This is a genomic window from Shewanella sp. P1-14-1 (genome assembly GCF_001401775.1).
GTDB classification, from domain to species: Bacteria; Pseudomonadota; Gammaproteobacteria; order Enterobacterales; family Shewanellaceae; genus Shewanella; species Shewanella japonica.
In genome coordinates, this window is the sequence record NZ_LKTL01000025.1 from 37,387 (window position 1) to 61,377 (window position 23,991).

Annotated in this window: 20 protein-coding genes; 9 read left to right on the top strand and 11 right to left on the bottom strand. The window is 41.7% G+C overall.

Features of this window, described 5'->3' with window-relative positions; translation table 11 throughout:
• Positions 1-96 precede the first annotated feature (96 nt).
• The 6 genes from moaA to AN944_RS17025 are packed head-to-tail and all read right to left on the bottom strand — an operon-like array spanning position 97 to position 5,764.
• A complete protein-coding gene (gene moaA / locus AN944_RS17000; protein WP_055025838.1) occupies positions 97-1,083 on the bottom strand; it encodes a GTP 3',8-cyclase MoaA in 987 nt (328 codons plus the stop codon).
• Between the two features lie 23 nt (positions 1,084-1,106).
• Positions 1,107-2,921 (bottom strand): bifunctional molybdopterin-guanine dinucleotide biosynthesis adaptor protein MobB/molybdopterin molybdotransferase MoeA, encoded by a 1,815-nt coding sequence (locus AN944_RS17005; RefSeq protein ID WP_055025839.1) that lies wholly within the window; start codon positions 2,919-2,921, stop codon positions 1,107-1,109.
• Between the two features lie 39 nt (positions 2,922-2,960).
• Positions 2,961-3,545, bottom strand: a complete 585-nt coding sequence (gene mobA, locus AN944_RS17010; protein WP_055025840.1) for a molybdenum cofactor guanylyltransferase MobA — start codon at positions 3,543-3,545, stop codon at positions 2,961-2,963.
• A complete protein-coding gene (locus tag AN944_RS17015) occupies positions 3,529-4,239 on the bottom strand; it encodes an energy-coupling factor ABC transporter ATP-binding protein (RefSeq protein ID WP_119968074.1) in 711 nt (236 codons plus the stop codon). Before AN944_RS17015 ends, mobA begins: the two co-directional genes overlap by 17 nt.
• Positions 4,236-4,943 carry an ABC transporter permease gene (locus AN944_RS17020; RefSeq protein ID WP_055025842.1) on the bottom strand — a complete coding sequence of 236 codons (708 nt, stop codon included), beginning with the start codon at positions 4,941-4,943 and terminating at the stop codon, positions 4,236-4,238. The genes AN944_RS17015 and AN944_RS17020 overlap by 4 nt, the downstream gene beginning before the upstream one ends.
• A complete protein-coding gene (locus AN944_RS17025) occupies positions 4,943-5,764 on the bottom strand; it encodes a substrate-binding domain-containing protein (protein WP_055025843.1) in 822 nt (273 codons plus the stop codon). Before AN944_RS17025 ends, AN944_RS17020 begins: the two co-directional genes overlap by 1 nt.
• Before the next feature lie 300 nt (positions 5,765-6,064).
• Between AN944_RS17025 and AN944_RS17030 the strand changes: the two genes are divergently transcribed.
• Both AN944_RS17030 and AN944_RS17035 read left to right on the top strand, forming a co-directional pair.
• Complete coding sequence (locus tag AN944_RS17030) at positions 6,065-7,447, top strand: sigma-54 dependent transcriptional regulator (RefSeq protein WP_055025844.1); 1,383 nt, start codon at positions 6,065-6,067, stop codon at positions 7,445-7,447.
• A 3-nt stretch (positions 7,448-7,450) separates the two neighbouring features.
• A complete protein-coding gene (locus tag AN944_RS17035; RefSeq protein ID WP_055025845.1) occupies positions 7,451-9,583 on the top strand; it encodes a cache domain-containing protein in 2,133 nt (710 codons plus the stop codon).
• Positions 9,584-10,513: 930 nt separating this feature from the next.
• On the opposite strand, the gene AN944_RS17040 is transcribed toward AN944_RS17035, so the two are convergent.
• The 3 genes from AN944_RS17040 to AN944_RS17050 all read right to left on the bottom strand — a co-directional run bounded on the left by AN944_RS17040 (position 10,514) and on the right by AN944_RS17050 (position 13,510).
• Positions 10,514-10,969: a GNAT family N-acetyltransferase gene (locus AN944_RS17040; RefSeq protein WP_055025872.1), complete on the bottom strand. Its 456-nt coding sequence runs from the start codon at positions 10,967-10,969 to the stop codon at positions 10,514-10,516.
• 257 nt (positions 10,970-11,226) lie between these two features.
• Positions 11,227-11,904, bottom strand: coding sequence for a 7-cyano-7-deazaguanine/7-aminomethyl-7-deazaguanine transporter (locus AN944_RS17045; protein ID WP_055025846.1), 678 nt, complete (start codon positions 11,902-11,904; stop codon positions 11,227-11,229).
• Between the two features lie 247 nt (positions 11,905-12,151).
• Positions 12,152-13,510 (bottom strand): isochorismate synthase MenF, encoded by a 1,359-nt coding sequence (locus tag AN944_RS17050; RefSeq protein WP_372038179.1) that lies wholly within the window; start codon positions 13,508-13,510, stop codon positions 12,152-12,154.
• A gap of 346 nt (positions 13,511-13,856) precedes the next feature.
• Between AN944_RS17050 and AN944_RS17055 the strand changes: the two genes are divergently transcribed.
• The 3 genes from AN944_RS17055 (at position 13,857) to AN944_RS17065 (ending at position 16,118) form a co-directional block, all read left to right on the top strand.
• Positions 13,857-15,035, top strand: coding sequence for an HD-GYP domain-containing protein (locus tag AN944_RS17055; protein WP_055025847.1), 1,179 nt, complete (start codon positions 13,857-13,859; stop codon positions 15,033-15,035).
• A gap of 143 nt (positions 15,036-15,178) precedes the next feature.
• Entirely contained in the window at positions 15,179-15,808 is a 630-nt protein-coding gene (locus tag AN944_RS17060) for a paraquat-inducible protein A (RefSeq protein WP_055025848.1), read from the top strand.
• A 121-nt stretch (positions 15,809-15,929) separates the two neighbouring features.
• On the top strand, positions 15,930-16,118 hold the full coding sequence (locus AN944_RS17065) for a hypothetical protein (protein ID WP_144430214.1): 189 nt from the start codon (positions 15,930-15,932) through the stop codon (positions 16,116-16,118).
• A 97-nt stretch (positions 16,119-16,215) separates the two neighbouring features.
• On the opposite strand, the gene AN944_RS17070 is transcribed toward AN944_RS17065, so the two are convergent.
• Positions 16,216-17,148 (bottom strand): YeiH family protein, encoded by a 933-nt coding sequence (locus AN944_RS17070; RefSeq protein WP_055025850.1) that lies wholly within the window; start codon positions 17,146-17,148, stop codon positions 16,216-16,218.
• 191 nt (positions 17,149-17,339) lie between these two features.
• Here AN944_RS17070 and AN944_RS17075 point away from each other — a divergent pair, with 191 nt between their 5' ends.
• From AN944_RS17075 to AN944_RS17090, 4 genes are all read left to right on the top strand, one after another.
• Entirely contained in the window at positions 17,340-18,785 is a 1,446-nt protein-coding gene (locus tag AN944_RS17075; RefSeq protein WP_055025851.1) for a sigma-54-dependent Fis family transcriptional regulator, read from the top strand.
• Positions 18,786-18,970: 185 nt separating this feature from the next.
• Positions 18,971-20,500, top strand: coding sequence for a cytochrome c oxidase accessory protein CcoG (gene ccoG, locus AN944_RS17080; RefSeq protein ID WP_055025852.1), 1,530 nt, complete (start codon positions 18,971-18,973; stop codon positions 20,498-20,500).
• Positions 20,501-20,710: 210 nt separating this feature from the next.
• Complete coding sequence (locus AN944_RS17085) at positions 20,711-21,553, top strand: formate/nitrite transporter family protein (RefSeq protein ID WP_055025853.1); 843 nt, start codon at positions 20,711-20,713, stop codon at positions 21,551-21,553.
• A gap of 81 nt (positions 21,554-21,634) precedes the next feature.
• A complete protein-coding gene (locus AN944_RS17090; RefSeq protein ID WP_055025854.1) occupies positions 21,635-23,356 on the top strand; it encodes a bifunctional protein-serine/threonine kinase/phosphatase in 1,722 nt (573 codons plus the stop codon).
• Between the two features lie 96 nt (positions 23,357-23,452).
• Here the strand turns inward: AN944_RS17090 and cynS are convergent, their stop codons facing one another.
• Positions 23,453-23,893, bottom strand: a complete 441-nt coding sequence (gene cynS / locus AN944_RS17095; protein ID WP_055025855.1) for a cyanase — start codon at positions 23,891-23,893, stop codon at positions 23,453-23,455.
• Between the last annotated feature and the right edge of the window lie 98 nt (positions 23,894-23,991).

The following is a 23,991-nucleotide window of genomic DNA, read 5'->3' on the forward strand; positions in this document are numbered from 1 at the left end:
GTTATCGTTAGTTGAAAATGGCGTTGACTGAGTCATCTAAAAAAAAAGGTGATGCATTATTTAGCATCACCTTTCGTTAACTGAAGTTGATGTTCACTAGCCGCCTGTTGAATTCATAAAACGTAAGATTTGCACGTCATCATCGGTGCCAAAGTAATGTTCTTTTGGCTTGTGTTGAATTCCTTCTAATATGGCCTCTTTGAGTTTGCCGATATCCCCAGGGAATTCACGAACGATTGACTTCAAGTCCACTGAGTTCTCATTGCCTAAACACAACAATAAACGACCTTCTACCGTCACGCGAACACGATTACATTCGTGGCAGAAATTATTACTGTGAGGTGAAATGAAACCGATATGAATATTGCTGTCGGCCATTTTGTAATAGCGAGCAGGCCCGCCAGTACGCTTACTTGATGGAATTAATGGATAAGCTTCTTCAATTAGTCCTCTCACTTCTTCACTTGAGCAGTGACGACTACGTTTGCGCTCATCCATTACACCTAATGGCATTTCTTCAATGAAAGCAATATCTAACTCACGGTCACGGCAAAAATTGATTAAATCAATCACTTCGTGATCGTTTTTGCCACGTAAAATCACCGCATTGATTTTGATGTGTTTAAAGCCTGCGGCTTTTGCTGCATCAATTCCCGCAATCACTCGTTCGACTTTGCCATTGCGAGTCATTTCGGTAAAGAGATCAGGGTTTAAGGTATCTAAACTGATGTTTAGGCGCTTAAGGCCTGCATCATGCATTGGCTGAGCAAGCTTACTTAAGCGCGAACCATTAGTGGTCATCGACAAGTCATCTAAGCCCGGTAGTTGACCGAGTAACTCAATTAATTTGTCACAGTCGGTTCTAACTAAAGGCTCACCGCCAGTTAAGCGAATTTTCTTTACACCTAATTCGGTAAAAGCTTGTGCAATCCATGCCAGTTCTTCAAGGCTTAATACCTGTTCTTTTGGTAAAAAGCTGGGATCTTCACTCATGCAATATACACAGCGAAAATCACAACGGTCAGTGACCGATAAACGTAAGTATTCTACTTTTCGGTTAAACTTGTCGACTATTAAACTCATGAATTAGCACATCTTTTGGTTAGTTATAACAGTTCAGCAAAAGGCTGAATGTAGACTTGTTGGCCTGGCATAACTGAATCTTCGGCTTCGCCGATAACAATCAGACAGTTTGCTTTGACCATTGAGTTCAACATCCCTGAACCTTGCGCCCCAGTAGAGGCAACATGTAAACGTCCATCATTGCTTAAATGATACTGACCACGAACAAATTCAGTTCGTCCTGTTCTACTGCGCAACATAGTATCGGTAATAGCTGGTAAATACTGTGGTGTATAATTGATTTCGCCAGCGAGTTTTCGAATAGCAGGTTGAACAAACTGTAAAAATGACACCATTACAGCCACAGGGTTACCTGGTAAACCAAAGAACAAACTCTCATTCACTTTTCCGAATGCGAGAGGGCGACCTGGACGCATGTTAATACGCCAGAAGTTAATTTCGCCAATTTTAGCGAGGACAGTCTTAATATAATCTGCATTTCCTACAGATACGCCGCCTGAACTGATAACAATATCCGCATCAACTGATGCCTTTGACAATGCGGTTGTTAATGCTTCTTCGCTATCTTCGATAATGCCTAAATCAATGACGTGGCAACCTAACTTTTGCGCCATTGATTTGATGGTGTAGCGGTTTGAGTCATAAATGCAGTTGGCTTTTAGTGGCTCACCTGGTTGGCTGACTTCATCGCCTGTAGAAAATACGGCAATAGTAGGCTGTTTGACCACATCGGCAGTGGCTAAACCCAATGAGGCTAATAACCCCTGTTCAGCGGCATGTATGCGGTGACCTTTTGCTAGTGCTAAGGCATCTTTAGCAATATCTTCACCTGCCAAGCGTACATGTTGCCCCGCAATAACTGGCCCTTGTAGCTGTACTTGTCCATCTTGCTCGACGACTAATTCTCGAGCTTCAACGGTATCAGCGCCTTGGGGTACGGTTGCACCGGTCATAATGCGTACAGCTTCACCTGCTGCTAAGGTGCCTGGGTACTCGTGGCCTGCCAGCACTTCACCCATTAATGTAAGTGGTGCAACTGGGTGTTCAGGGCTGTTATCTTGACTATAAGCAAAGGCATAACCGTCCATTGCTGAGTTTGTTTGTTGTGGTACGTTTACGGGAGAAATCGCATCGCTTGCCAGTACACGGTTAGCGGCATCATCAACCGCAACTTGCTCACTGACAGTGAGTGGCTTCACCATCGCCATTAATTGTTCTAAGCCTTGAGCAACAGATAAGAACTTTTGCTCGTCTGATACTGGTGTTGCTTCAGCTGGAATCGGCAGTTCGATGTCTGGTGCTTGCCAGTTTGTTTGGTATTCAATTACAAAGTCAGCAATTTGGCCGACATTATTTAAATCTAAACGAGTTAACTCTGCTGGCGTTTCAGTTTCGTCACAACAGGCAATAGCCACAATGTTGTCATCTTGAGTATGAATGAGGGGCTTGCCGTGCGCTGCGCGGTGTAATTCAATTTTTGGCAACTCGAGTTTTTTAAAGCCTTCAACTAAAACAATATCGACTTTATCTGCTTCAATTTGCGCTAATAAATGCGGTAGTTTTGGATCGCCCTCAACAGCATCTTCAGTCATTAACGCCCAACGAACATGTGAAGCGACCAACATTTGTTTAGCGCCTGCTTTGCGCATTTCGTAGCTGTCTTTACCTGGAATATCGACATCAAAATTATGGTGGGCGTGTTTTATTACCGCTAGGCGCACCCCGCGGCGGTTAAGCTCAGGAATAAGTTGTTTTAATAAGGTGGTTTTACCGGTGCCGCTATAGGCACAGAATCCGAGAACGGGAATATTAAGCGGATTGGAAAACGGTATACTCATAAAGACCTCATTGTTGACTTTTCGCTGTGTTGCCACAGGTTATTTGGCATTCTCGATGACAAGTTTTTGTTCAAGTGTATTCACATTCACAAATGCATTTGGTTGGTCAGCGAAACTGGTGACCACATACTTGTGTTGTTCATACCAAAGGAAAATTTTACGATCGCCTGCATCTAAAAATGCCTGCATAGAATCTTTTAAGTGTGGTTTGAGCAGTAAAACCACTGGCTGATGATGTTCACCGTCACTGGCGACCACAATATCGGCATCGGCTTCTTTAAGCGAGGCATACATACGTTCACACAAATCAGTCGGGAGCATCGGACTATCACAAGGCACCACTAGCAATAAGTCAGCATCGGTATTGTTCATGGCTGTGACCATTCCGGCTAATGGGCCTAAATAACCGCTTTCTTGATCGCTTAATACATCAAAGCCTAACTCAGCATATTGCGCTTGGCTGCGATTAGCATTAATCATTATACGATCAACTTGTGGCTGAACCCGAGCGATAGTATGAGCAATCATTGGCTTACCGCTAAGTTCAACTAAGCCTTTATCAATACCGCCCATTCTTCTGGCCATACCGCCAGCTAAAATCACCGCATCAATTTGCACTGACATAGTGAAACTCCTGAGATTGTTCAAAGCGAGGTATATGGTTACTTTCAACAACTTTGTGCTCTGATATATGCCAGTGTTTTTGGCATAAAGCTGTTAAACCGCAAGTTTGATGGCTACTAATTAGCAATCCTGTACCATCTTGTTTGAGCTGATTTATCATCGCAAGTACTAATTTTTGCGATTGCTTGTCCATATTGGAAATTGGTTCGTCGAGCATGAGCAATTTGGGCTGGGTGATCCAGGCTCTAGCAACTGCCAAACGTTGCCGCTCACCGCCAGATAAATCTGTTGCATCGCTTTTTAATAATGCGCCCAGTTGTGCCATGTTAATTGCTTGCTCAACTCGCTCTTGTTGTTGCTGAGGTGATAACTGACTTTTTGGTAAAGCATAACGAATATTATACTCTACAGAACCATCAAATAAATAAGCATGCTGATGTAAGTATACCGCCTTGCCAAGCAATGAATTTTTGCGCCACCATTTTGTTGGCTCAAAACCTTCAGCTGTAACTGTGCCAGCGCTAGGTTTAATAATGCCAGCAATCAATTTCATCAATGTTGATTTGCCTGAGCCATTGTCGCCTTGAAGGTAAATAACATCCCCTTGGCAAAATGTGAGTTGCTCAAATTCAAATAACAGTCTGTCTTTAAAGTTTTTACGTATATTTTTTGCAACTAATTTGACTGTCATTATTGGCTCCTAGGCATGGCTTTACCACGCAATGAACCGATAGCGAAATTAATCACAATCGCCAAGATTAATAAAACCAGTCCTAGTGCAATAGCTTGGGCAAAATCACCCTTACTGGTTTCAAGCGCAATGGCAGTGGGAATATTACGAGTATGATGCAGAATATTGCCACCGACCATCATCGAACAACCAACCTCAGTTAAAATACGGCTAAATGCGGCAATCACAGCCAATAATAATGGCACGCGGAGTTCGCGGCAAACCGTCCAAATAGCTCTAGACCAAGATGCACCTAAGGTGCGTGAGGTTTCGTAAGCACGTTTATCAATACTGCTAAAGGCTGCTTGAGATAATGCAATCAGTACTGGCGCACAAATCATCATCTGACCGAGGATCATACCTTGTTGAGTAAACAACCAGCGTAAATCGCCCAAAGGACCGTTTCGAGTTAGCAGTAAGTAAGCAAGTAAGCCTATGACAACAGTAGGAATTGATTGCAAAGTTTGAACTATGTTAGTGACAAACCAGCGACCAGGAAATTGGTATGATGCAAGCAGAAAGCCAAGCATGATTGACGGGATTAATGTGATGATTAATGCCGCAAAAGAAACCGAAAAAGATACACTTATGATAGACCATACGTCTGGGTCTAAAGAAAGCAGCAAGCTAAAAGCTTGCTGCGTTAGGGCTAACCAGCCATCATTCATTACTTATATGTTGCCTTAAACAATTGTTCTCCCTGAACTTTGAAATCATTAATCATCTGTTGTGCTTGAGGGCTAATAAACCAGTCGCTCAAAGCTTTTGCTCCTTGATGATTTAAATCAGGATATTTTTCTGCACTAATTAGCATGATTTGATAAGGGTTGGCTAATGCAGCGCCACCTTCAAAAGTGATTGCTAAATCTAATTTAGATTTATAAGCAACAAACGTACCACGATCAGTTAATGTGTAAGCTTGTTTCTCATCAGCCATTAATAATGTCTTGCCCATGCCTTGGCCAATTGAAGTATAGCCTGAAAAATCTGGGGTAACAGCAGCTTCTTTCCAAATTGCGAGCTCTTTCATATTGGTGCCTGAATTGTCACCACGAGAGATAAAGGTGCTCTTGCTTTCTGCTACTTTTTTGAACGCTTCAACAACATCTTTGCTGCCGTTCATTTTGGCTGGATCATTTTTAGGTCCAAGCACTACGAAGTCATTTTCCATAATGCCACGAGGGGTTGTGCCATAACCTTCATTGATAAATTTTGCTTCCGCAGCTGGAGCGTGAGTCATGACTACGTCTACATCTCCTTGACGTGCAAGCTTTAATGCTTTGCCCGTTCCGGTCGCAATCACTTGTACTTTGTAACCAGATTCAGCTTCAAATGTCGGTAAAATTGCGCGTAATAAACCTGAGTTATCTGTGCTGGTTGTGGTTGCTAACTTAATCGTTTCTGTCGCTTCAACTGAATCACTGACCATTGCACTACTGATTAGTGCCATACCTAAAAAAGCAGTTAAACCTGACTTTAAATTAAACATTTTATCTCCTTGATAAAAAAGTAACCTGCTATACAACGTGATTGTGTTGCTGATGGTTTTTAATGAACTCGGGCAACGTTGCCCGTAACAAAACTCACAGAGCAAGAGGTATGCCAAAAGTAACAAAAAAAATATGGATCACGACTAAAATAAAACTGTGATCACCCTCACATCGCAAGTTTCGGTTTTATAGACAAATTGTCTCAAAACGAGGATTCTGCAGGGCAAACTGACCCATTTATAGGTTTTTAGTGATACGATAATGATTAATATAGTCAAAATGTCCAAAGTAGAAGCCATATGAATAATAATGAATCAAACTCAAAACCACTTCCGACTGCGGTATCTGTTTTGATTGTTGACGATGAGCCAGGCATGCGCAGTTTTTTAAAAAAGGCGCTTTCCAAGAAGTTCGCATTAGTTGAAACCGCTTCTACCATTGCAGAGGCTGAAAAGCTTCGTAGTCGTGGCCATTTTGATTTATTAATTGTTGATATTCGCTTACCAGATCGTTCAGGTATTGAGTGGCATGAAGCACTCAATGAAAAAGAGCGCCGTTCAGATATTATTTTTATGACCGGCTATGCTGATATGGACGTAGCGATAAAAGCACTGCGTGCTGGCGCATCCGACTTCATCATGAAGCCGTTTCACTTAGAACAAATGATGACATCAGTTGACCGCTGTATTGAGCGCCGTTTATTAAAGCGTGAAAACTTCATGTTACGTCGTGAGTTATCAAGTGGCCACTCAACCACTATGATTGGTAATAGCGACGCCATGATGGAGGTGAAACAAGTTATTGAACGTGTTGCGCCAACCAATGCCGTGGTATTGATTGAAGGTGAATCTGGTACAGGTAAAGAGCTCGTTGCAAGGCAATTACATCAACTTAGCGGACGTACAGGCCCGTTTGTCCCCGTTAACTGTGGTGCTATTGCGCCAGAATTGTTAGGTAGTGAGCTTTTTGGTCACACCGCAGGAGCCTTTACTGGAGCAAAAGGTAATCGAGAAGGATTATTTAATTTTGCCACCGGCGGAACGATTTTCTTAGATGAAATTGGTGAAATGCCAATGAAAATGCAAACCGCACTACTACGTGTGCTTGAGCAAAAAGCGATTCGCCCTGTGGGCAGCGAAAAAGAAGTGGCGATTGATGTCAGAGTTGTGGCTGCAACCAACCGAAAATTATCCGAAGAAGTGGCAGAAGGAAATTTCCGTAGCGATTTATATTACCGCCTTAATGTGCTTAATATTCTTATTCCTCCATTGCGCACTCGTCCTGAAGATGTCATTGAATTAACACATCATTTTACTTGGCAACTTGCACGTGAGTTAGGCGTAAAAGAAGTTGTATGGAGCCATGAAGATTTGTTAGTGCTGCAACAACATGAATGGCCAGGTAATATTCGAGAATTACGTAATATGATCGAACGATGCATTTTACTGGGCAAGCCGCCTGCAGAATATTGGAAAAAATCCCAAGAGACAGAAGTAGTGACTCAAGCGGGTTACCCATTAAGCTGGCCATTAAAAGAAGTTGAAAAACAGCATGTCATGAGTGTGGTTGATGCCCATAATGGCAATAAATCTGCTGCTGCACGTGATCTTGGGGTTTCTCGTAAAACGTTAGATCGAAAATACAAAGAATGGTTCGAAATCGAATCGGATAAGGAAGACTAAATCGTGTCTGTTTTTCGTCAGTTCTTCGGTGTTAGTTGGCAGCAAATGCAAGCCAAGGTGCGTTATCGTATTTTGATTCTAACCTTGCTTCCTATTTTGCTGACGTTAATTAGCCTCGTGTTTATTACGATTTATTGGAATATTAGTTATACAGGTAAGCAGTTGTTTATGAAGGTTAAGGCGGACTTGACCGTTGCCATAAACACCTTAGAACAAGTGCAAAAGCAGCAAGAAATACAGTTGCACAATGTCAGTCAATCTTGGGATTTTCAGCAAGCATTTAAACGAATTCAGCAGGGTGACAAAGAGCCTATAGCGATAATTGACGGCTATTTAGCACAACAAAAAAAGATTCTTGATCTAGATGTATTGCGACTCATTAGAATTGAAGAAGCCAATGCTGATCCGGACTTGAGGCAGCTATTACCCAAAATCAGTAATAATCAGGCTTATTCTGGGCTAATGGTGTTATCTGCTAAAAGGTTAGATCGGCTTGACCCCAATTTAGCCGATCTTGCTAGAGTACCTTTATCTGCGACTTTGCGAGCACAAGAACCGCAAAAGTCAGAAGAGACTCGTGGCATGCTCAGCAGGACATTATTACCGATAGTTGATCAAGATGGGCAAGTGAGCTGGTACCTTGATGGGGCCACGTTATTTAACCGTGATACGGCTATTGTCGATCATATTCGAGATTTAGTGTACGACCAAGGTACACTGCCAGAGCGCTCGATTGGTACTGTGACGATTTTCTTAGATAATGCCCGTGTCAGTACCAATGTGCCGATGGATTTGTTTTCAACTAAGCAAGCCGCGCAATCACGTGCTTTAGGGACGCTGGTATCTGATGAAGTACGACAGAAAGTCTTGGTTGAAGGCACGCCGTGGGTAGACCGAGCATTTGTACTAAATGACTGGTTTATTTCTGGTTATTCGCCGTTAGAAGATGTACGTGGTAATCGAATTGGCATGATTTACACAGGCTTCTCTGAAGCTCCTTTTATTCATACTTATATTCTCAATATTATCGAACTCGGCACGATATTAATGTTAGTGCTTTTAGTCTCTGGTTTTTTAGTATATCGAGGTGCTAATAGTTTATTAGAGCCTATTGAGCGCATCCATCATGTTGTAAAAGCAGTACAGTCTGGTCGAGATCTTCGCATTGGCGAACTTGGCTTAGACAGAGATAATGAACTGTCTAATTTGGCAGAGCAGTTTGATCATATGCTGGATTTACTGCAGAGACGTAATCTTCAAATTCAAGCCGCAGCAGAACAATTAGAAGTGAAAGTAGAAGAACGTACTCGCAGCTTACAAGACAAGACAGAAGAGCTACAACGTAACGTTGCTTTACTCAATGAGACTCGTCAACAACTTGTCACCAATGAGAAATTAACTGCTCTTGGTGAGTTAACCGCTGGTATTGCTCATGAGATTAATAACCCAACAGCGGTGATCCTTGGCAATATGGAGCTAATGAAATATGAACTTGGCTCCAATGCGAATGTGGTTGAAGAAGAGATAGAGCTAGTTATTCAGCAAGTCGGACGGATCAGCACTATTATTCGAAGCTTGTTGCAATACAGTCGTCCAGGTGAATTTAACGCTCCGCTTGAAATGCATCAAGTTCAATCCATGATTGAAGAAGTATTGGTATTGGTTCGCCACTCGATTGAAAAACAAGAAGTTGAGTTGATTCAAGAGATTAATACCACTGCAGATGTTCAAGTCAATCGCCCTCAAGTTATTCAAGTCTTGATTAATCTAGTGGTCAACGCAGCCCATGCAATTGAAAGTAAAGGCCGCATTTGGATTAGAGCCAATGATTGGGTTGAACAAGGACAAGTCGTGGGTGTAAAAGTTGAAGTGGAAGATGAAGGTGTCGGGATTGCGCCAGAAAGATTAAGTCGTATTTTTGATCCGTTTTATACCACACGCAAAGATGGTACTGGTTTAGGTTTGTCACTGAGCTACGGCATTATTAAGCGCATAGGCGGCACAATTGAAGTGAAGTCAACCTTAGGTAAAGGAACCGTATTTACCATTGGTATGTATCACAAAGCTAAAGAAGAACAAGGTGATAACCCTTATGAAGGGCTACATTTTGGAGATACTAAGCGACTAGATGACTAATTAAGGCTAAATAACGTCGACTGAATTTATCGTCAATAATAGATAAAGTTGAGCGTTAACTTAGACGATAAAAAATAGACAAAAAAAAGCCGGATGATGAGTCCGGCCACAAAGAGTGTGTGAGCAATGTCGTGCTTGCATACTCAGAGGGGATTAATAGGAGATGAAGCTATTAATTTGATTACTGAGTTTTGGAACGCGTATAAATAATAATCATTCTCATTATCGTTTGCAAATATTAATTGGGCTTTTTCACTTACTTTACATTCCCTTTACATCCAGTTTTTTACAATGGCAAATTCAGCCCGTTACAGTGGCATTCACTTCCTTGATTTACACATAAGCATAAGAAGTTCGCGCCTAAAATACTGAAAGGTATTTGTGTGGGGACAATGAGTGATTTTAAGCTTTAGAGCTGTCAGTATCTGAAAAACAGGCAAAGAAAAGCCAGGTGATGAGCCTGGCTATAAAGAGTGTTGGAGCAATGTCGTGCTTGCATACTCAGAAAAGTTAATAGGAGATGAAGCTATTAATTTGATAACTGAGTTTTGGAACGCAAATAAATAATAATCATTCTCATTATCGTTAGCAAGTTTTTATTACATTTTGTTATCGGCTTTACATAGTGTTTACATTGGGGATTAATCATTGTGTGAATTGCAGGCAAGAAAAAGCCAGGTGATGAGCCTGGCTAAAAGAGTGTTGGAGCAATGTTGTGCTTGCAGACTCAGTTAGGTTAATAGGAGATGAAGCTATTAATGTTGATAACTGAGTTTTGGAACGCAAGTTAATAATAATCATTATCATTTGCGTTTGCAAGGTAATTGCTCAATTTTTTTCCAAATATATGTCTACATTAGGCGCTAACCATAATCGTTAACCGGTTAGCACTAACAATAGGGAACATAACTCTTTGTTCAAATGTTTGTTTTATAGCACTTTTTGAAGGTGAAGTTTGTTTTTGTCGATGCTAGGGTGGCTTTCAACTTGCGTAATTTGGTACTGATTAGCTACCAACATATTTAGCATGGCTTGAAACTGATTACGGGTTTTCACTTCTAGGCGAGTATAGCCTTGTGCTTTTGCCCATTTTTCTTGATATTCAAGCATAGACTTTGCTAAACCAAGTTGACGAAAATCTGCATCAACACCACCTAGCCAGCTATAAAAGCAATCTTCTTCAGACTGATAACCTAATTTAAAGCCCGCTAATTCGCCTTCAACATAAGCAAATAGAATTAAACTAGGCTTATCACCTATGCGTTCAACAAGCGACTCGGCACTTTGAGTGCGATCGAGCTCACTAATACGAGACGTTAATAAAGCCAGTTTTTCTGACACTTCAGCTGAAAGCTCTGTATAAGCTTCGATTTGGATATTTAACATTTTATCTTCCGCAGGGCTGAGAACCTTAATACTGCAAGTTACTTCAAGGTGAGTAGACTTGTTATTAAAGAGACCTTCACGTGCTTTCAATTTATCTTTTGCGATGTATTAGCAAATGATTGAAAACTGTGAAAGTCTTTTTGAATCTTGGTTAGCAGCGAATAAACACTGGATTATTATATCTCATCGTACCAGTTGGCGGGCAGGATTGATTGAAAAATGCCGCATTGATCAATTAATCGACAGCTAAGTGATGTTTACGACTTAGTTTCGTTAGTCAAAATCAAATTTTCTGCCGGTGTCTCGATAAGTTTATCACTCAGCACTTTTAACAAAACACCATAAGCAGGCAAAAATAGCCCTAAGCTAACGATTAACTTGAAGCCATAATCGACCATCGCAATTTCAGGCCAATGTTGAGCCATAAATGCGTCGGTTGAAGCGTAAAAGGCGACGCTGAAAAAGACGATAGTATCAACGAGGTTACCAAAAAGGGTCGAGGATGCTGGTGCTATCCACCACGCTTTTGCTTTACGTAATTGAGCAAATACTGTGATGTCCATGAGTTGTCCTACGAGATAGGCCACAAAGCTTGCAAAAGCAATTCGGAACACAAATTGATTCCACTCAACTAATGATGCAGCGCCCTGAAATGCGCCTTGATGAAAGATAACTCCCATCACATAGGAAATCAGCAACGCAGGTAGCATCGCTTTAAAAATAATACTCCGCGCGGCTTTCTGGCCAAATATACGTACCGTTAGGTCGGTTGCTAGGTATACAAAAGGAAAGCTAAATGCGCCCCAAGTTGTATGGTAACCAAATATTTGAAATGGAAGCTGCACCAAGTAGTTGCTTGCGCAAATAATGATGATATGAAAACTGACTAGAAACATCAGTGCACGGCGACATTGCGCCTGAGATAGTTTTAACATCTTGTAGCCTTTTTATTGGGTTAGACGGGGTGAGGGAACCCGTATTGAATTAAGGATGGCAGTATTATTGTTAGATAGCTGATTAGTGATATGCCATAAACTGGCTTAATCATAGCCTATCGGCTGTTGCCAAGGAGGACGCATTATAGTGATCGAAAAATAAGATGCAACTCTCAAGTTCATAAAATGGAGTTAGCCTAAATGAATTGGCAACAACAAAGGTAAATGTCAGCGATGATATGGGAGGTTAGAGCTCCACTAATATGGATAAAATAGTCGCGAGTTTATTTTCTAGTTCTTGCCACTCAGCTAAGGGATCTGAGCCAGCAACAATGCCTGCTCCTGCAAACAAATTAATGCGCCCAGGTTCAATTAATGCACTGCGTATCGCCACGGAAAATTCACTTTCGTATTTGTTGAGATAACCGCAAGCACCAGCGTACCATCCACGGTTATACCCTTCACGTTGACGAATAAAGCTTAGTGCTGACTGTTTTGGTAGTCCGCCGACAGCAGGTGTTGGGTGTAAGCCTTGCAGCAGCTGAAAATCATTGACGCCCGCTTTTAATTCAGCACGAATAGAGCGGTGTAAATGCTGAATATGAGTCAGTTTAAAAATTTTAGCTGATTCGTCTGCGCCAATGTAGTTACTGAGTGGCGTAAGAACATCAACAATTTGCTGCCTGACTAATTGATTCTCATAACTGTTTTTAGTGTCTTCGAGTAATTGCTTAGCCAGAAAATCATCTTCTTCCTGATTGAGCCCACGCACAGTTGTGCCAGCTAGTGCTTCAGTAAATAATTCTTTTTGCCTGCGTAAGTACAAGCGTTCAGGAGAACAAGAGATAAACGTTCTATCTGGGCTAAACTGAAACCCAAACTGAAAACTATTCGGGTTACGCCCTTGCCAACAGGCCAACACCATCCAAGGGTCGACCGCATCGTTAATCTCAAGCTGAGTTTGTCGAGATAACACGACTTTGGGTGTCGTTTGATTAAACTTGGGATGAGTGACTTGCTCTACAAGTTCTTTCCAGCGTTGATAGTTTGGCAAATCACTGCGGCCCATTAGGGGCAGTTTATTGGGTGGCGATAATGGCTTTGCTGGTTGAAGTTGTTTAATCGCATCAATCGCGGCATCGCACTCATCAACTTGCGAGTTGTTTTCAAAATCTAAGTTAATGAGTAATTTTACAATTGTACCGTGACGACGTAACTCAATACGCGGTAAGACAAAACGTGTTCTGCCAAAGTCTGGCCAGCACTCTACGGTACGATCAAATGCAACGCCACCATAATAGCGGATATCTTGATTACTGCTTTTACCTCGTTGAGATTGGTATAAGCTTGAGAGTAACTCATCATCAATCTCTTGCTCTTGTTTGAAATCTTTACAGGCGCCAATGGCGGCAATTTCTTCCTGCTTTTCTCGCCCGTGCCAATAAATACGTGGATATTGGGTTTGTGCGCCCAACCATGACAGTAACGGGATCGACTTCGCTTCGACAGATATTTGCACAATAGGTTCTTTGGCAACGGCCAACTTCATAGCGTTTAGCTTTTCGATTAACTGGCTAAATTGCTCAGAAAAAATTTGGCTAGGCAACAAAGACTCCAAAGGTTGATATCTCAAACAGGTGAAATGATAAAGAGAGGTATTCGTTTTAGTAAATTATGCCTTAAGTTAATGAAGGGTTCAAAAACTGTCAATGCCAAGCCGCTCATGCTGTGATCTGAAATGCTAATATAATCATAGTATCTGCGTTTTTTTAAAAGAGTAGCCTGCTAAGCGACTGTATTTGAAGGGGGTTACAAAATATAACATTTAATTTGGAGTATTTAGTCGAGACAAGATAAAATGTCATTAACATTGTTACATTGTCACTAAATTCCATCATAAGTATTATCATTCTTGTCGGTGTTTTGGTTGTCGTTTGGAGAGTTAATCGTTAATGTCCTCCGTTGAAGAATCTAAAGACGTTATCCGTATTCCCGTTAGCCGTTTAGGGCTCGGGATGTTTGTCGTTGCTATCGATCGCAAAGAGAGCAAAGTGGCTATCAGTAATGCTGGCCAGATAAAACATAAAGATTCGATTGCGAAATTAGAAAAAGCCGGCATTAAAAGTGTGTGGGTAGACGTTGAGCGCTCATCGGATAGCTGTGGCTTGAAGAAAAAGGCTGCTCCGTTAAAGGCGCGTAAACCGGTTATCACCAGAGCTACCAAACAAGCGCAAGCTAAAAATATCCTGACCGAAGCAAAGACCCTTGTTCGCAAAGTGCTTTCAGAAACCTATGAAGGCAAAGCGGTTGAAGTTGCCCCTTTTGAAGACATTGCCGATAACATGATTGAATCGGTGATGGATGATGCCGATGCTCTTAAATGTGTGTCAGCGCTTAGAACTAAAGATGCTTACTTACTGGAGCATTCAGTGAATGTCGCATTTTTACTGGTGACTTTCGGTAAACACTTGAACTTAGATAAGTCATTGTTGAAAGAAATGGCTATCGGCGGCATTTTGCACGATATAGGCAAAATTCAAGTTGATAATAAAATCTTGCATAAACCTGGGAAATTGACCGAAGCAGAGTTCGAAGAAATCAAAAAGCATCAAACCTATGCAATTGATATCATGAATGAAACCGTTGGCCTTTCGCAGGTGAGCAAAGATGTGTGCTTGATGCATCATGAAAAGCTAGATGGCAAGGGTTACCCTAAAGGCCTTAAAGGTGATGAAATTCCTCAACATGGCCGCATGAGTTGTATTGTGGATATTTTTGATGCGTTAACGGCTACTCGTTGTTACAAAGAGGCGATGAGCCCAGCGGCAGCGTTTAAAATTTTAATGAGTTTGACGCCTTTTCATCTAGACCAAACATTAGTTTACGAGTTCATTCGTTGTGTAGGCATTTACCCTGTAGGTTCTTTAGTTCAGTTATCTGATGAGCGGGTTGGCATTGTCTGGGAGTCAAAAGGGCGGGATGCGTTAAACCCTGTCGTTAAGTGTTTTTATTCATTAAAACATCGACGCTATACCGAAGTGACCTTTGTGGATTTGAAAAAGTCAGATTTACATATTGAACGAGGTATTTCACCACGTTCACTTGATGTTGATCCAAGTCCTTTCTACTAATTACCTTTCCTAAACAGTATACGACTTTGTAAAGTGCGGTGTCGCCACTGGACTTAATGTTGCGATCCGTTATTTTATGGCGTTTAACGTACTATTTTTCCCTCATTTGATGTGATTGGCTGTGATATTTACTTGGAGTACCTATGAAACCCTTATTTAGCTCATTGGTCATTATATTGTCATTGGCTTTACTGATCCCTGGAGTCACTCAACCCATTTTGACGATACAAGGCAGTATTGAAAAAGCTGAATTGGTAGAAACTGGCGTGACGATGTTTACCGAGAGTTTATCTGAAGGAGCACGTGGTAATGCCCGCAGCATGCTCGACATGGCGGTGAGTATGTTTGGTTTTGATAACCTCGAAGGCGAAGTGGAAGTGTTTTACAAAACCCGCAGCATTGTCGATACCGTGAAAGAACTTTACCTATCTAATAACGTGCTGGTGGCTGGGCTAGTTGGCTTATTTAGTGTGGTCATTCCCGCCACTAAATTATTACTGCTGTTGACTATGTGTATTCCTGCTACGGCAAGGTATCAGTCAGCGGTGAACCGGTTTATCGGTGCAATCGGTAAATGGTCGATGGCTGATGTGTTTGTAGTGGCATTAATTATTGTCTACATGGCTGGAAATGCCTCCGCTGGAATGGGAGAGATGTTAAAAACCACAGCTTCATTCGAAATTGGTTTTTATTATTTTACAGCTTATTGCGTATTTTCTATTGTAAGTCATAGGCTTGTGCCAGCTTGGATAGCCACAGACAAAAAGACTTAATGCGTTATCTAGCCTGGTAACAGTGGGCAAAAGTCATTATGTGAATAACATAGTAATATTTGATATTGGCAGCGAAATACTGGGATTTAGATAATGGTCTACTTAATTGGAGACCATGATGATGTCCTTGATACAAAGTAAGACCTTTAAAGCTGTTGCGATAATATGCCTTTGCATTATTGCGGTAGTGGCATCTGTGCAAACCTCTGGGCTTACTCGTGCGGTAATTGAACTATTAGCTTTTGGTGGGTTAATCGCCCTGGCTTTGGCAAAACCTTATATACAGCAAGAGATAAACGAAGAAGAGTGATTAATATTTGTTGGCAGCAATAGTCGGCTTTAGTGCTGAAGAGACCAATTTAACTAGCCTAACTTAATTTACTTTTCAATGAACAACTAAAAAGCGATTAACTCTGCCAGAGAATCACTCCCAACGATATTCCACCAATTGCAATCCACAATAGCACGCCCAATAACAGTGGCTTAGGCCCATTCGCTCGCATTTTACTGACGGTGATACCTGCACCAATTAAAAATAAGCACACGATAAGTAATTGCTTCGAAACGCTAAAGAGCACCTGATAAACAGCTTGCCCCTGAGGAAATAAATAGGCCGTAATTATGGCGAGACAATAAAAGCCAATAAAATATGGAATAGATATTTTTGACTTGTCGCCACCGAAGATAATCGCGCTGAGCAGCGCAATAGGAATAATCCACAGTGCACGAGCCAGTTTAATTGTGGTGGCCGTTTTTAAAGCTTCGTCACCGTAAGCTGACGCTGCGCCCACAACGGATGAGGTATCGTGAATCGCAATCGCACTCCACACACCAAAGTCATATTGGCTTAATGATAATGCATGACCAATCGTCGGAAATAAGAATAACGCGGCTGAGTTTAATAAAAAAATACAGGCAAGCGATACCGCAATTTGATCGTTCTTAGCATTGATTGCTGGTGCAACGGCGGCAATAGCGCTACCGCCACAAATTGCGGTGCCGCAACTGATTAAATGACCCGTTTTATCATCAAGTTTCAATAGTATCGTTAATCCAAAACCTAACACTAAGGTTAAAAATATCGAACCGACAATTAGCCCTAAATTGTTGCTACTTGCTGCAATTGCTTCAGGTAAGTTGATTCCGAAACCTAAACCAACAATTGAGTATGCTAATAGTTTTTTAGTGAGCTTATTTAAGTCGATATGAGTCGGTACCATACCTAAACTCGCCAATGTAAAGCCCATCAGCAAGGCGATAGGAGAAGAAATTATGGGTGTTAAACAAATCAAACCCATGGCGATAAATAGCCATAGTTTAAATGTGGAAGAGATTTGCATGCTGATGGTGATCGCCTAAATACAGATGCCTTATTGTAGCAAGATGCAGGCTGATGAACGATATTTGATAGTGAAAATTGGTCAACAACTGTATCTATCGAGCTATCTTTTGAAATAGAGCCCATTTATGTAACGAAATATCGTGATCTAATGTAATATGCTAGATATCACGAAAGTTGAGGCCATCAGCGATGAATTCAAAAACCAGTGTCACCACCAGTCACTTTTTACCTGAAAATACCCTTCTCCTTAATGCCATCACGGAAGGGGTATACGGCTTTGACCTTAACGGTAATGCGGTATTTATCAACCCAGCTGCAGAGCAGATGACTGGCTGGAAAAGTGCAGAGTTGATTGGCAAAAATATTCATGATTGTCATCATCATAGCCATGCCGATGGAAGCCCATATCCACAACATGACTGTCCAATCTATCGAACATTGCATGATGGTATTGCGCGGCAGGTTTCTGAGGACGTGTTTTGGCGCAAAGATGGCAGTTGTTTTCCAGTGTATTACAGCTCAACTCCCGTTTATGACCAAGATAAATTGATTGGTGTGGTAGCGATATTTCGTGATGTCAGTGTGCAAAAACACACTGAAACATCACTGAGAGAAGCGCTTGCGCAAGTACAGGCATTATCAGAGAAGCTTGCCTCAGAAAATCAATATTTACTAACCGAGTTGCAGGGCAAGCAAGGTGCAATGGGCTTGTCAGGGCATAGTGACGCTATTAACCATTTAACTCAGCAAATTAATTTGGTTGCTAATACTGATAGTACGGTGCTTATTTGTGGTGAAAATGGCACAGGTAAAGAACTTGTCGCAAGAAGCTTACATCAATTAAGTCGTCGTAATGAGCAACCCATGGTGAGTGTCAATTGCGCTGCATTTTCAGCATCGATACTGGAAAGTGAATTATTCGGTCATGAAAAGGGAGCCTTTACGGGAGCGACAAGTCGCCGGAAAGGCCGCTTTGAGTTGGCGCATAATGGCACCTTATTTCTTGATGAAATTGCCGAGTTAAGTTTAGAAGCACAATCCAAGTTACTGAGAGTGATTCAAGAGCAGTCTTTTGAGCGGGTTGGCAGTAGCGAAACCATTAAAGTGAATATTAGACTCATTGCTGCCACCCACCATGACTTGCAGGCAAGGGTTGAGCAGGGCTTGTTTAGAATGGATTTGTATTATCGTCTAAATGTGTTTCCAATTGTGGTGCCGCCACTTCGTGAACGCCCAGAGGATATCCCGTCCTTAGTTAGTGACTTAGTCACATCGTTAAGTCAAAAGCTCGGAAAAAAAGTGACTCGAGTCAGTGCTAAAGGGTTAAAAAAGCTGCAGCAATATACTTGGCCTGGCAATGTGCGTGAATTACAAAATCTCATCGAAAGAGAGATTATTTTATCGCAAAATCAAGTGCTAGAATTTAATAGCCTATCGCTTAGCGGTTCGCAACATGCCGATGAAACCAAGCTTAAACAACCGCTAACGATGGCTGAAGCAGAAGCAGAACATATACAGCAGACCCTAGAACATACTCAGTGGCGTATTTCGGGGCCACAAGGTGCTGCTGCAGTGCTGAATATGCCGCCAAGTACGCTGCGCTCAAGAATGAAAAAGCTTGGCATACAGCGTTAAGTTACTGTCGATACGATAAAGTCACGATATTTCACGGAAACGTGATATATCGTGATTTTTTTGTTTAATGAAAATTGATAAGTGTCTATTAATCAGTGTTTTAGGTTTTATTCTGGGTTGGCTCAGGTTTTGCTCTATTAGCTTTGCGAATGAAAGCAAGTTACTAGAGCAGTAGGATCTTAGATATGTCAGAGCCAATAGCGAGTCAGCAAACACCCTCACTATCACAAGTACCATCACAAGCCACGTCTGCGGTGCAGCAGCAACGTATTCCTGTTATCAATATTAGCGATTCGGGAAAGATTCATGTGCGAGAGCAGCAAGGAATATTTCAGCGTCTTAGGTTGCACACTAATACGGTGTTGATTGCGTTATTTTTCCTTATTCCATTTATCAATTTCAACGGCCGTCAGGCCATTCTATTCGATGTAACAGAGCAGCAATTTTTCTTTTTTAATGTCACCTTATGGCCGCAAGACTTTACCGTGCTTGCTTGGTTTTTTATGGCCGCAGCATTTGCATTGTTTTTTATTACTGTTTATTTCGGCAGAGTCTGGTGTGGTTTTATGTGTCCGCAAACCGCTTGGACAGCTGTGTTTATGTGGGTAGAGGCAAAAGTTGAAGGTAACCATCACCACCGTGCCGCCCTTGATAAAGCGCCAATGTCAGTTAATAAAGTGACTAAAAGAGTCACGAAGCACACTGTTTGGGCGTTAATGGCATTGGTGACTGGCTGTGGTTTTATGGCTTACTTTATGCCTGCAAGGGCGCTTTATGTGGATATTTTTAGTTTTAGCAGCGGCTTTTGGACAGGAGTTTGGGTTTGGTTTTTTGCACTATGTACTTACCTTAATGCTGGATGGATGCGAGAAATGATGTGTTTACATTGTTGCCCTTATTCGCGTTTCCAAGCAGTGATGTTCGATGCGAATACTAAAACCGTTAGCTATGATGCTGCTCGTGGTGAAAACCGTGGTCCGAGAAAACGTAATAAAAAAAGCATCAAGAATCAGGCAACGACAGAGTCTAGCAATGGCTTAGGCGACTGTGTTGATTGTCATCTTTGTGTGGATGTGTGTCCAACAGGGATTGATATTCGAAATGGTCTGCAATATGAATGTATTAACTGCGGTGCCTGTGTCGATGCCTGCAATCAAACGATGAGTAAATTTGGCTATTTGCCCAATTTGATCAGCTTTACCAGTGAAAACGCCCTAAAAACGGGCCGCACTCCGTCAATGTGGTCATTAAAAGCCTTAGGTTATGCGGGTGCATTAGTGGTGATGCTGGTCATGATTGTTTTAGATTTACAAAGCCGAGCGGATATTCAACTTAACGTTATTCGAGATCGCCAAAGTTTATATCGTGTTGTCAGCACTGAGCCAACAAACCCCGTCATTGAAAATAGCTATTTACTGAAAATACGTAATAAAACCCAGCAAGCCGCTTTTTATCAGATCAGTGTTAGCTCCGATAAGTTATCTGCTCATGATTTCAAAATAACCAATAACACCTTGGTATTGATTAAAGCGGCTGAGCAACTTGAATACCCTATTACAGTCACCAGTTCGATAAAGCATCCAGATAAACAGGGGTTATCTCAAACACGCGAAGCGCTGACATTTTTTATCACCGAAGTGAACTCGGGTGGTGAAATTGTCCAAGGAAAACCGCTTAATCAAGTGGCTCAAGCTTCACGCTTTTTTAGGCCTTAGTCATTCAACCTTAAGGATAAATACAACTTGATTGAGCTCTTTGATGACGTTCCAATATAGGGCGGGGTGAATAAAAAATGAACTATTATAGTGCTTTAGCTAATTAGCTTATGGTACACCTTTATGTTAACAAGTTGTTTAATTTGACTTTTTTATAGTGGCATAGAACTCGCAAAACATGATCAGAATTAAATCTAGGAGTGTGAAGCTATGTCGTATATTGAACCAAAAGAGTTCGCAGCCAAAATGGTCGATGCTGGTGAACAAAAAATTTTCATGTCAACGAAAGATACATTTGTTCGTGCTTTTATGGCGGGGGCTATTTTAGGTCTAGCGGCATTTTTTGCCATTACAGTGATAGTTAAAACTGGCAGCTTATTAACGGGGGCACTTTTGTTCCCTGTTGGTTTTATCATGCTGTATTTAATGAAGTTTGATTTGTTAACAGGGGTATTTACCTTAGTGCCATTGGCGGTTTTGGATAAACGAAATGGCTGTACCGTCGACCAAATGCTGCGGAATTGGGGCCTAGTGTTTGTGGGTAACTTCGCCGGTGCCCTCACGGTTGCTTTCTTTGCATCGTTTATTTTAACTTATGGTTATAACACTGATGGTGGCGTGCTCGCTGCGAAAGTGAGTAGCATCGGTGAGTCACGTACTCTAGGTTATCAAGAACATGGCTTTGCAGGTTGGATGACCATTTTTATTCGCGGCATGTTGTGTAACTGGATGGTATCAATGGGAGTCGTTGGTGCAATGATTTCTACTTCTGCAAGCGGCAAAATGATGGCAATGTGGATGCCCGTCATGCTGTTCTTCTTCATGGGTTTTGAGCATTCAATTGTCAATATGTTCTTGTTCCCATTCTCAATGATCATGGGCGGTGAATTTACGGTTATGGATTACCTCGTTTGGAATGAAATCCCTACCGCATTGGGTAATTTAGTGGGTGGATTTGCACTTGTTGGGTTACCGCTGTATTTAACTCACGTGAAAGAAAGTCCTGTGCGTAAGCGCAAACAAGCAGAAGCTCGTCGTGAAAAGCTTGCTTAATATTGGACACTTAAGTGAGTTCTTACCGTCACACGATTACCTTAATTGCACTGTAATTGTTGTGGCGGCAAGGAAGCTTTAATGCAAAATTCGCTAAAACTCACCATTGCACAACAAAGCGTTGGTGGACTAAAACAGATCAATCAAGATTGCTGTGGCAGTATGCAACCAGATAATGCCCTGATACATAGTAAAGGCGCAGTGGTTGCGATTGCTGATGGTATTAGCTCTAGTGACGTCAGTGGTGTTGCTAGTGAAAGTGCGATAAGTAATTTTATCAGTGATTACTATGCAACTTCTGAAGCCTGGTCAGTTAAAAAGTCTGCGCTTAAAGTGCTGCAGGCACTTAATCATTGGCTATATGCCCAAAGCCAAAATGGCCCGCATCGTCATGACTTGAATAAAGGTTATGTCTGCACTTTTAGTGGGTTAGTGTTTAAATCAAATACAGCACATATTTTTCATTGTGGTGATTCTCGCATCTACCAATTGAGCGGGAATAGTTTAGAGCAATTAACGGAAGATCATCGACGTTATGTCGACGATGAAGTCAGTTACCTTAATCAAGCTTTAGGCATTAACCCGTTACTCAATAGTGATTATCACTCCTGCTCGATTAACTTGGGCGATATTTTTGTATTGACCACCGATGGTGTGCACGAGTTTTTAACCACGAGAACCATTGCCAATGCCATTAATGATGCACTAGAGCAAAACAGAGATTTAACCAATGTGGCGCAAGCGCTGGTTCAGCAAGCGCTTGATGCTGGTAGCGATGATAATTTGAGTATTCAAATTGTGCGGGTAGATTCTCTACCTGATCCAGACGTCAATGAGTTCAAACAGTTATTGAATCGACTCCCTTTACCGCCACCATTGCATAGCGGCCAAGAATTCGAAGATGTGGTGATTCAACGTGAACTATATGTGAGTAGTCGCAGCCGAGTTTACCTAGCTCAAGATAAAGCCTCTGGTCAGCGTGTAGCAATTAAGGTTCCTTCTGATGAAATGCGCCAAAATGAAGACCACTTAGAAACCTTGTTAATGGAAGAATGGGTGGCACAAAGGGTATCTAACACGCATTTATTAAAACCTGTTAAGTCACGTGTTCCTAAGGGTTACCTTTACACGGCAGCAGAGTATGTTGAAGGTTGCACGCTAGCCCAATGGATTCACGATCATGAACAGCCCGATTTAGATTCAGTGAGAACGATAGTGGTTCAAATCGCTCGGGGGTTACAAGCTATGCACAGACAAGAGATGGTGCACCAAGATTTACGCCCTGAAAACATCATGATCACCACTGAAAGTGTGGTCAAAATTATTGACTTCGGTGCGACAGCTGTTGCAGGAATCATTGAAACTCAAGGGATTGATGGCCACATTTTGGGAACGGCCCAATACAGTGCTCCTGAATATTTTGTGGGCGAGCTTGGCGATGGTCGCAGTGATATTTTTTCTTTGGCGGTAATAACTTATCAAATGCTGACTGGTCAGCTGCCCTACGGGGTGGATGTTGCCAAGGCAACGACGTTAAAAGCGCAGCAAAGCTTGCGCTATGTTCCTGCCCGAAGTAGAAATACCGCAGTACCTCAGTGGGTAGATTATGCCCTTGAAAAAGCCCTTGAAGTGTCCCCGTCAAAACGCACTGCTGAAGTATCGGAGTTTATTTATAACCTTAAACATCCTCACCCTAAATCAATACGTGAGCACACGCCTTATATTGATAAAGACCCCATTTTATTTTGGCAGCGTTTATCTTTCTTATTAGCTCTAGGGTTAGTGATAGCCTTATTTTATTAAGCACGACCTTAATGCTTGTCTGTATTAACACAGCAGCAAGAGTACTGCGTTAATACAAACCCGATATTGAGCTTTTATCAGGCTACCAAGGATTAATTACCATGCTTTATAAGGTAAAAACTTACCGTTCATGGTAATCACGACCCTATCGCCCTTAGGATCAGTTTGTTTTGCAACATCCATTGAAAAATCAATGGCGCTCATTATGCCATCACCAAATTGTTCCTGAATGACTTCTTTTAATGTGTCGCCATATACACCAACCACCTCATAGAGGCGATAGACCAGTGGATCTTGTGGCACATCACGTTGCCATTGTTTGGTTGGGTAAGCCGTGAGCGCAGCTTGTGAACCTGCAGGAAGCTCAAGTAGCTGGCACAATCTATCGGCGACGTTCTCTGGCATGCTGTTCATGCCTAAACATGCTGAGGTGACCCAAACACAGCCCATTTCTAACTCATCTGCAATATTTTGCCAACTTAGTTGACGGGCATGTTTCGCTAAAATAATCGCTTCAACCACTTGTTCTTTATTCATTATAAATTCCTATAGGCATGATAAACGTCTATAAGAACTCGCAAGAGTTAGACCACTATTAAATAATATATTAATCAATAAGTTAATTTTTTATAGGA

What these genes read in the sequence shown, in the direction of transcription:
- moaA (WP_055025838.1), bottom strand. Translation starts at nt 1,083, where the DNA reads ATGAGTTTAATAGTCGACAAGTTTAACCGAAAAGTAGAATACTTACGT.
- AN944_RS17005 (WP_055025839.1), bottom strand. Translation starts at nt 2,921, where the DNA reads ATGAGTATACCGTTTTCCAATCCGCTTAATATTCCCGTTCTCGGATTC.
- mobA (WP_055025840.1), bottom strand. Translation starts at nt 3,545, where the DNA reads ATGTCAGTGCAAATTGATGCGGTGATTTTAGCTGGCGGTATGGCCAGA.
- AN944_RS17020 (WP_055025842.1), bottom strand. Translation starts at nt 4,943, where the DNA reads ATGAATGATGGCTGGTTAGCCCTAACGCAGCAAGCTTTTAGCTTGCTG.
- AN944_RS17025 (WP_055025843.1), bottom strand. Translation starts at nt 5,764, where the DNA reads ATGTTTAATTTAAAGTCAGGTTTAACTGCTTTTTTAGGTATGGCACTA.
- AN944_RS17030 (WP_055025844.1), top strand. Translation starts at nt 6,065, where the DNA reads ATGAATAATAATGAATCAAACTCAAAACCACTTCCGACTGCGGTATCT.
- AN944_RS17040 (WP_055025872.1), bottom strand. Translation starts at nt 10,969, where the DNA reads ATGTTAAATATCCAAATCGAAGCTTATACAGAGCTTTCAGCTGAAGTG.
- AN944_RS17045 (WP_055025846.1), bottom strand. Translation starts at nt 11,904, where the DNA reads ATGTTAAAACTATCTCAGGCGCAATGTCGCCGTGCACTGATGTTTCTA.
- AN944_RS17055 (WP_055025847.1), top strand. Translation starts at nt 13,857, where the DNA reads ATGTCCTCCGTTGAAGAATCTAAAGACGTTATCCGTATTCCCGTTAGC.
- AN944_RS17060 (WP_055025848.1), top strand. Translation starts at nt 15,179, where the DNA reads ATGAAACCCTTATTTAGCTCATTGGTCATTATATTGTCATTGGCTTTA.
- AN944_RS17065 (WP_144430214.1), top strand. Translation starts at nt 15,930, where the DNA reads ATGTCCTTGATACAAAGTAAGACCTTTAAAGCTGTTGCGATAATATGC.
- AN944_RS17070 (WP_055025850.1), bottom strand. Translation starts at nt 17,148, where the DNA reads ATGCAAATCTCTTCCACATTTAAACTATGGCTATTTATCGCCATGGGT.
- AN944_RS17075 (WP_055025851.1), top strand. Translation starts at nt 17,340, where the DNA reads ATGAATTCAAAAACCAGTGTCACCACCAGTCACTTTTTACCTGAAAAT.
- ccoG (WP_055025852.1), top strand. Translation starts at nt 18,971, where the DNA reads ATGTCAGAGCCAATAGCGAGTCAGCAAACACCCTCACTATCACAAGTA.
- AN944_RS17085 (WP_055025853.1), top strand. Translation starts at nt 20,711, where the DNA reads ATGTCGTATATTGAACCAAAAGAGTTCGCAGCCAAAATGGTCGATGCT.
- AN944_RS17090 (WP_055025854.1), top strand. Translation starts at nt 21,635, where the DNA reads ATGCAAAATTCGCTAAAACTCACCATTGCACAACAAAGCGTTGGTGGA.
- cynS (WP_055025855.1), bottom strand. Translation starts at nt 23,893, where the DNA reads ATGAATAAAGAACAAGTGGTTGAAGCGATTATTTTAGCGAAACATGCC.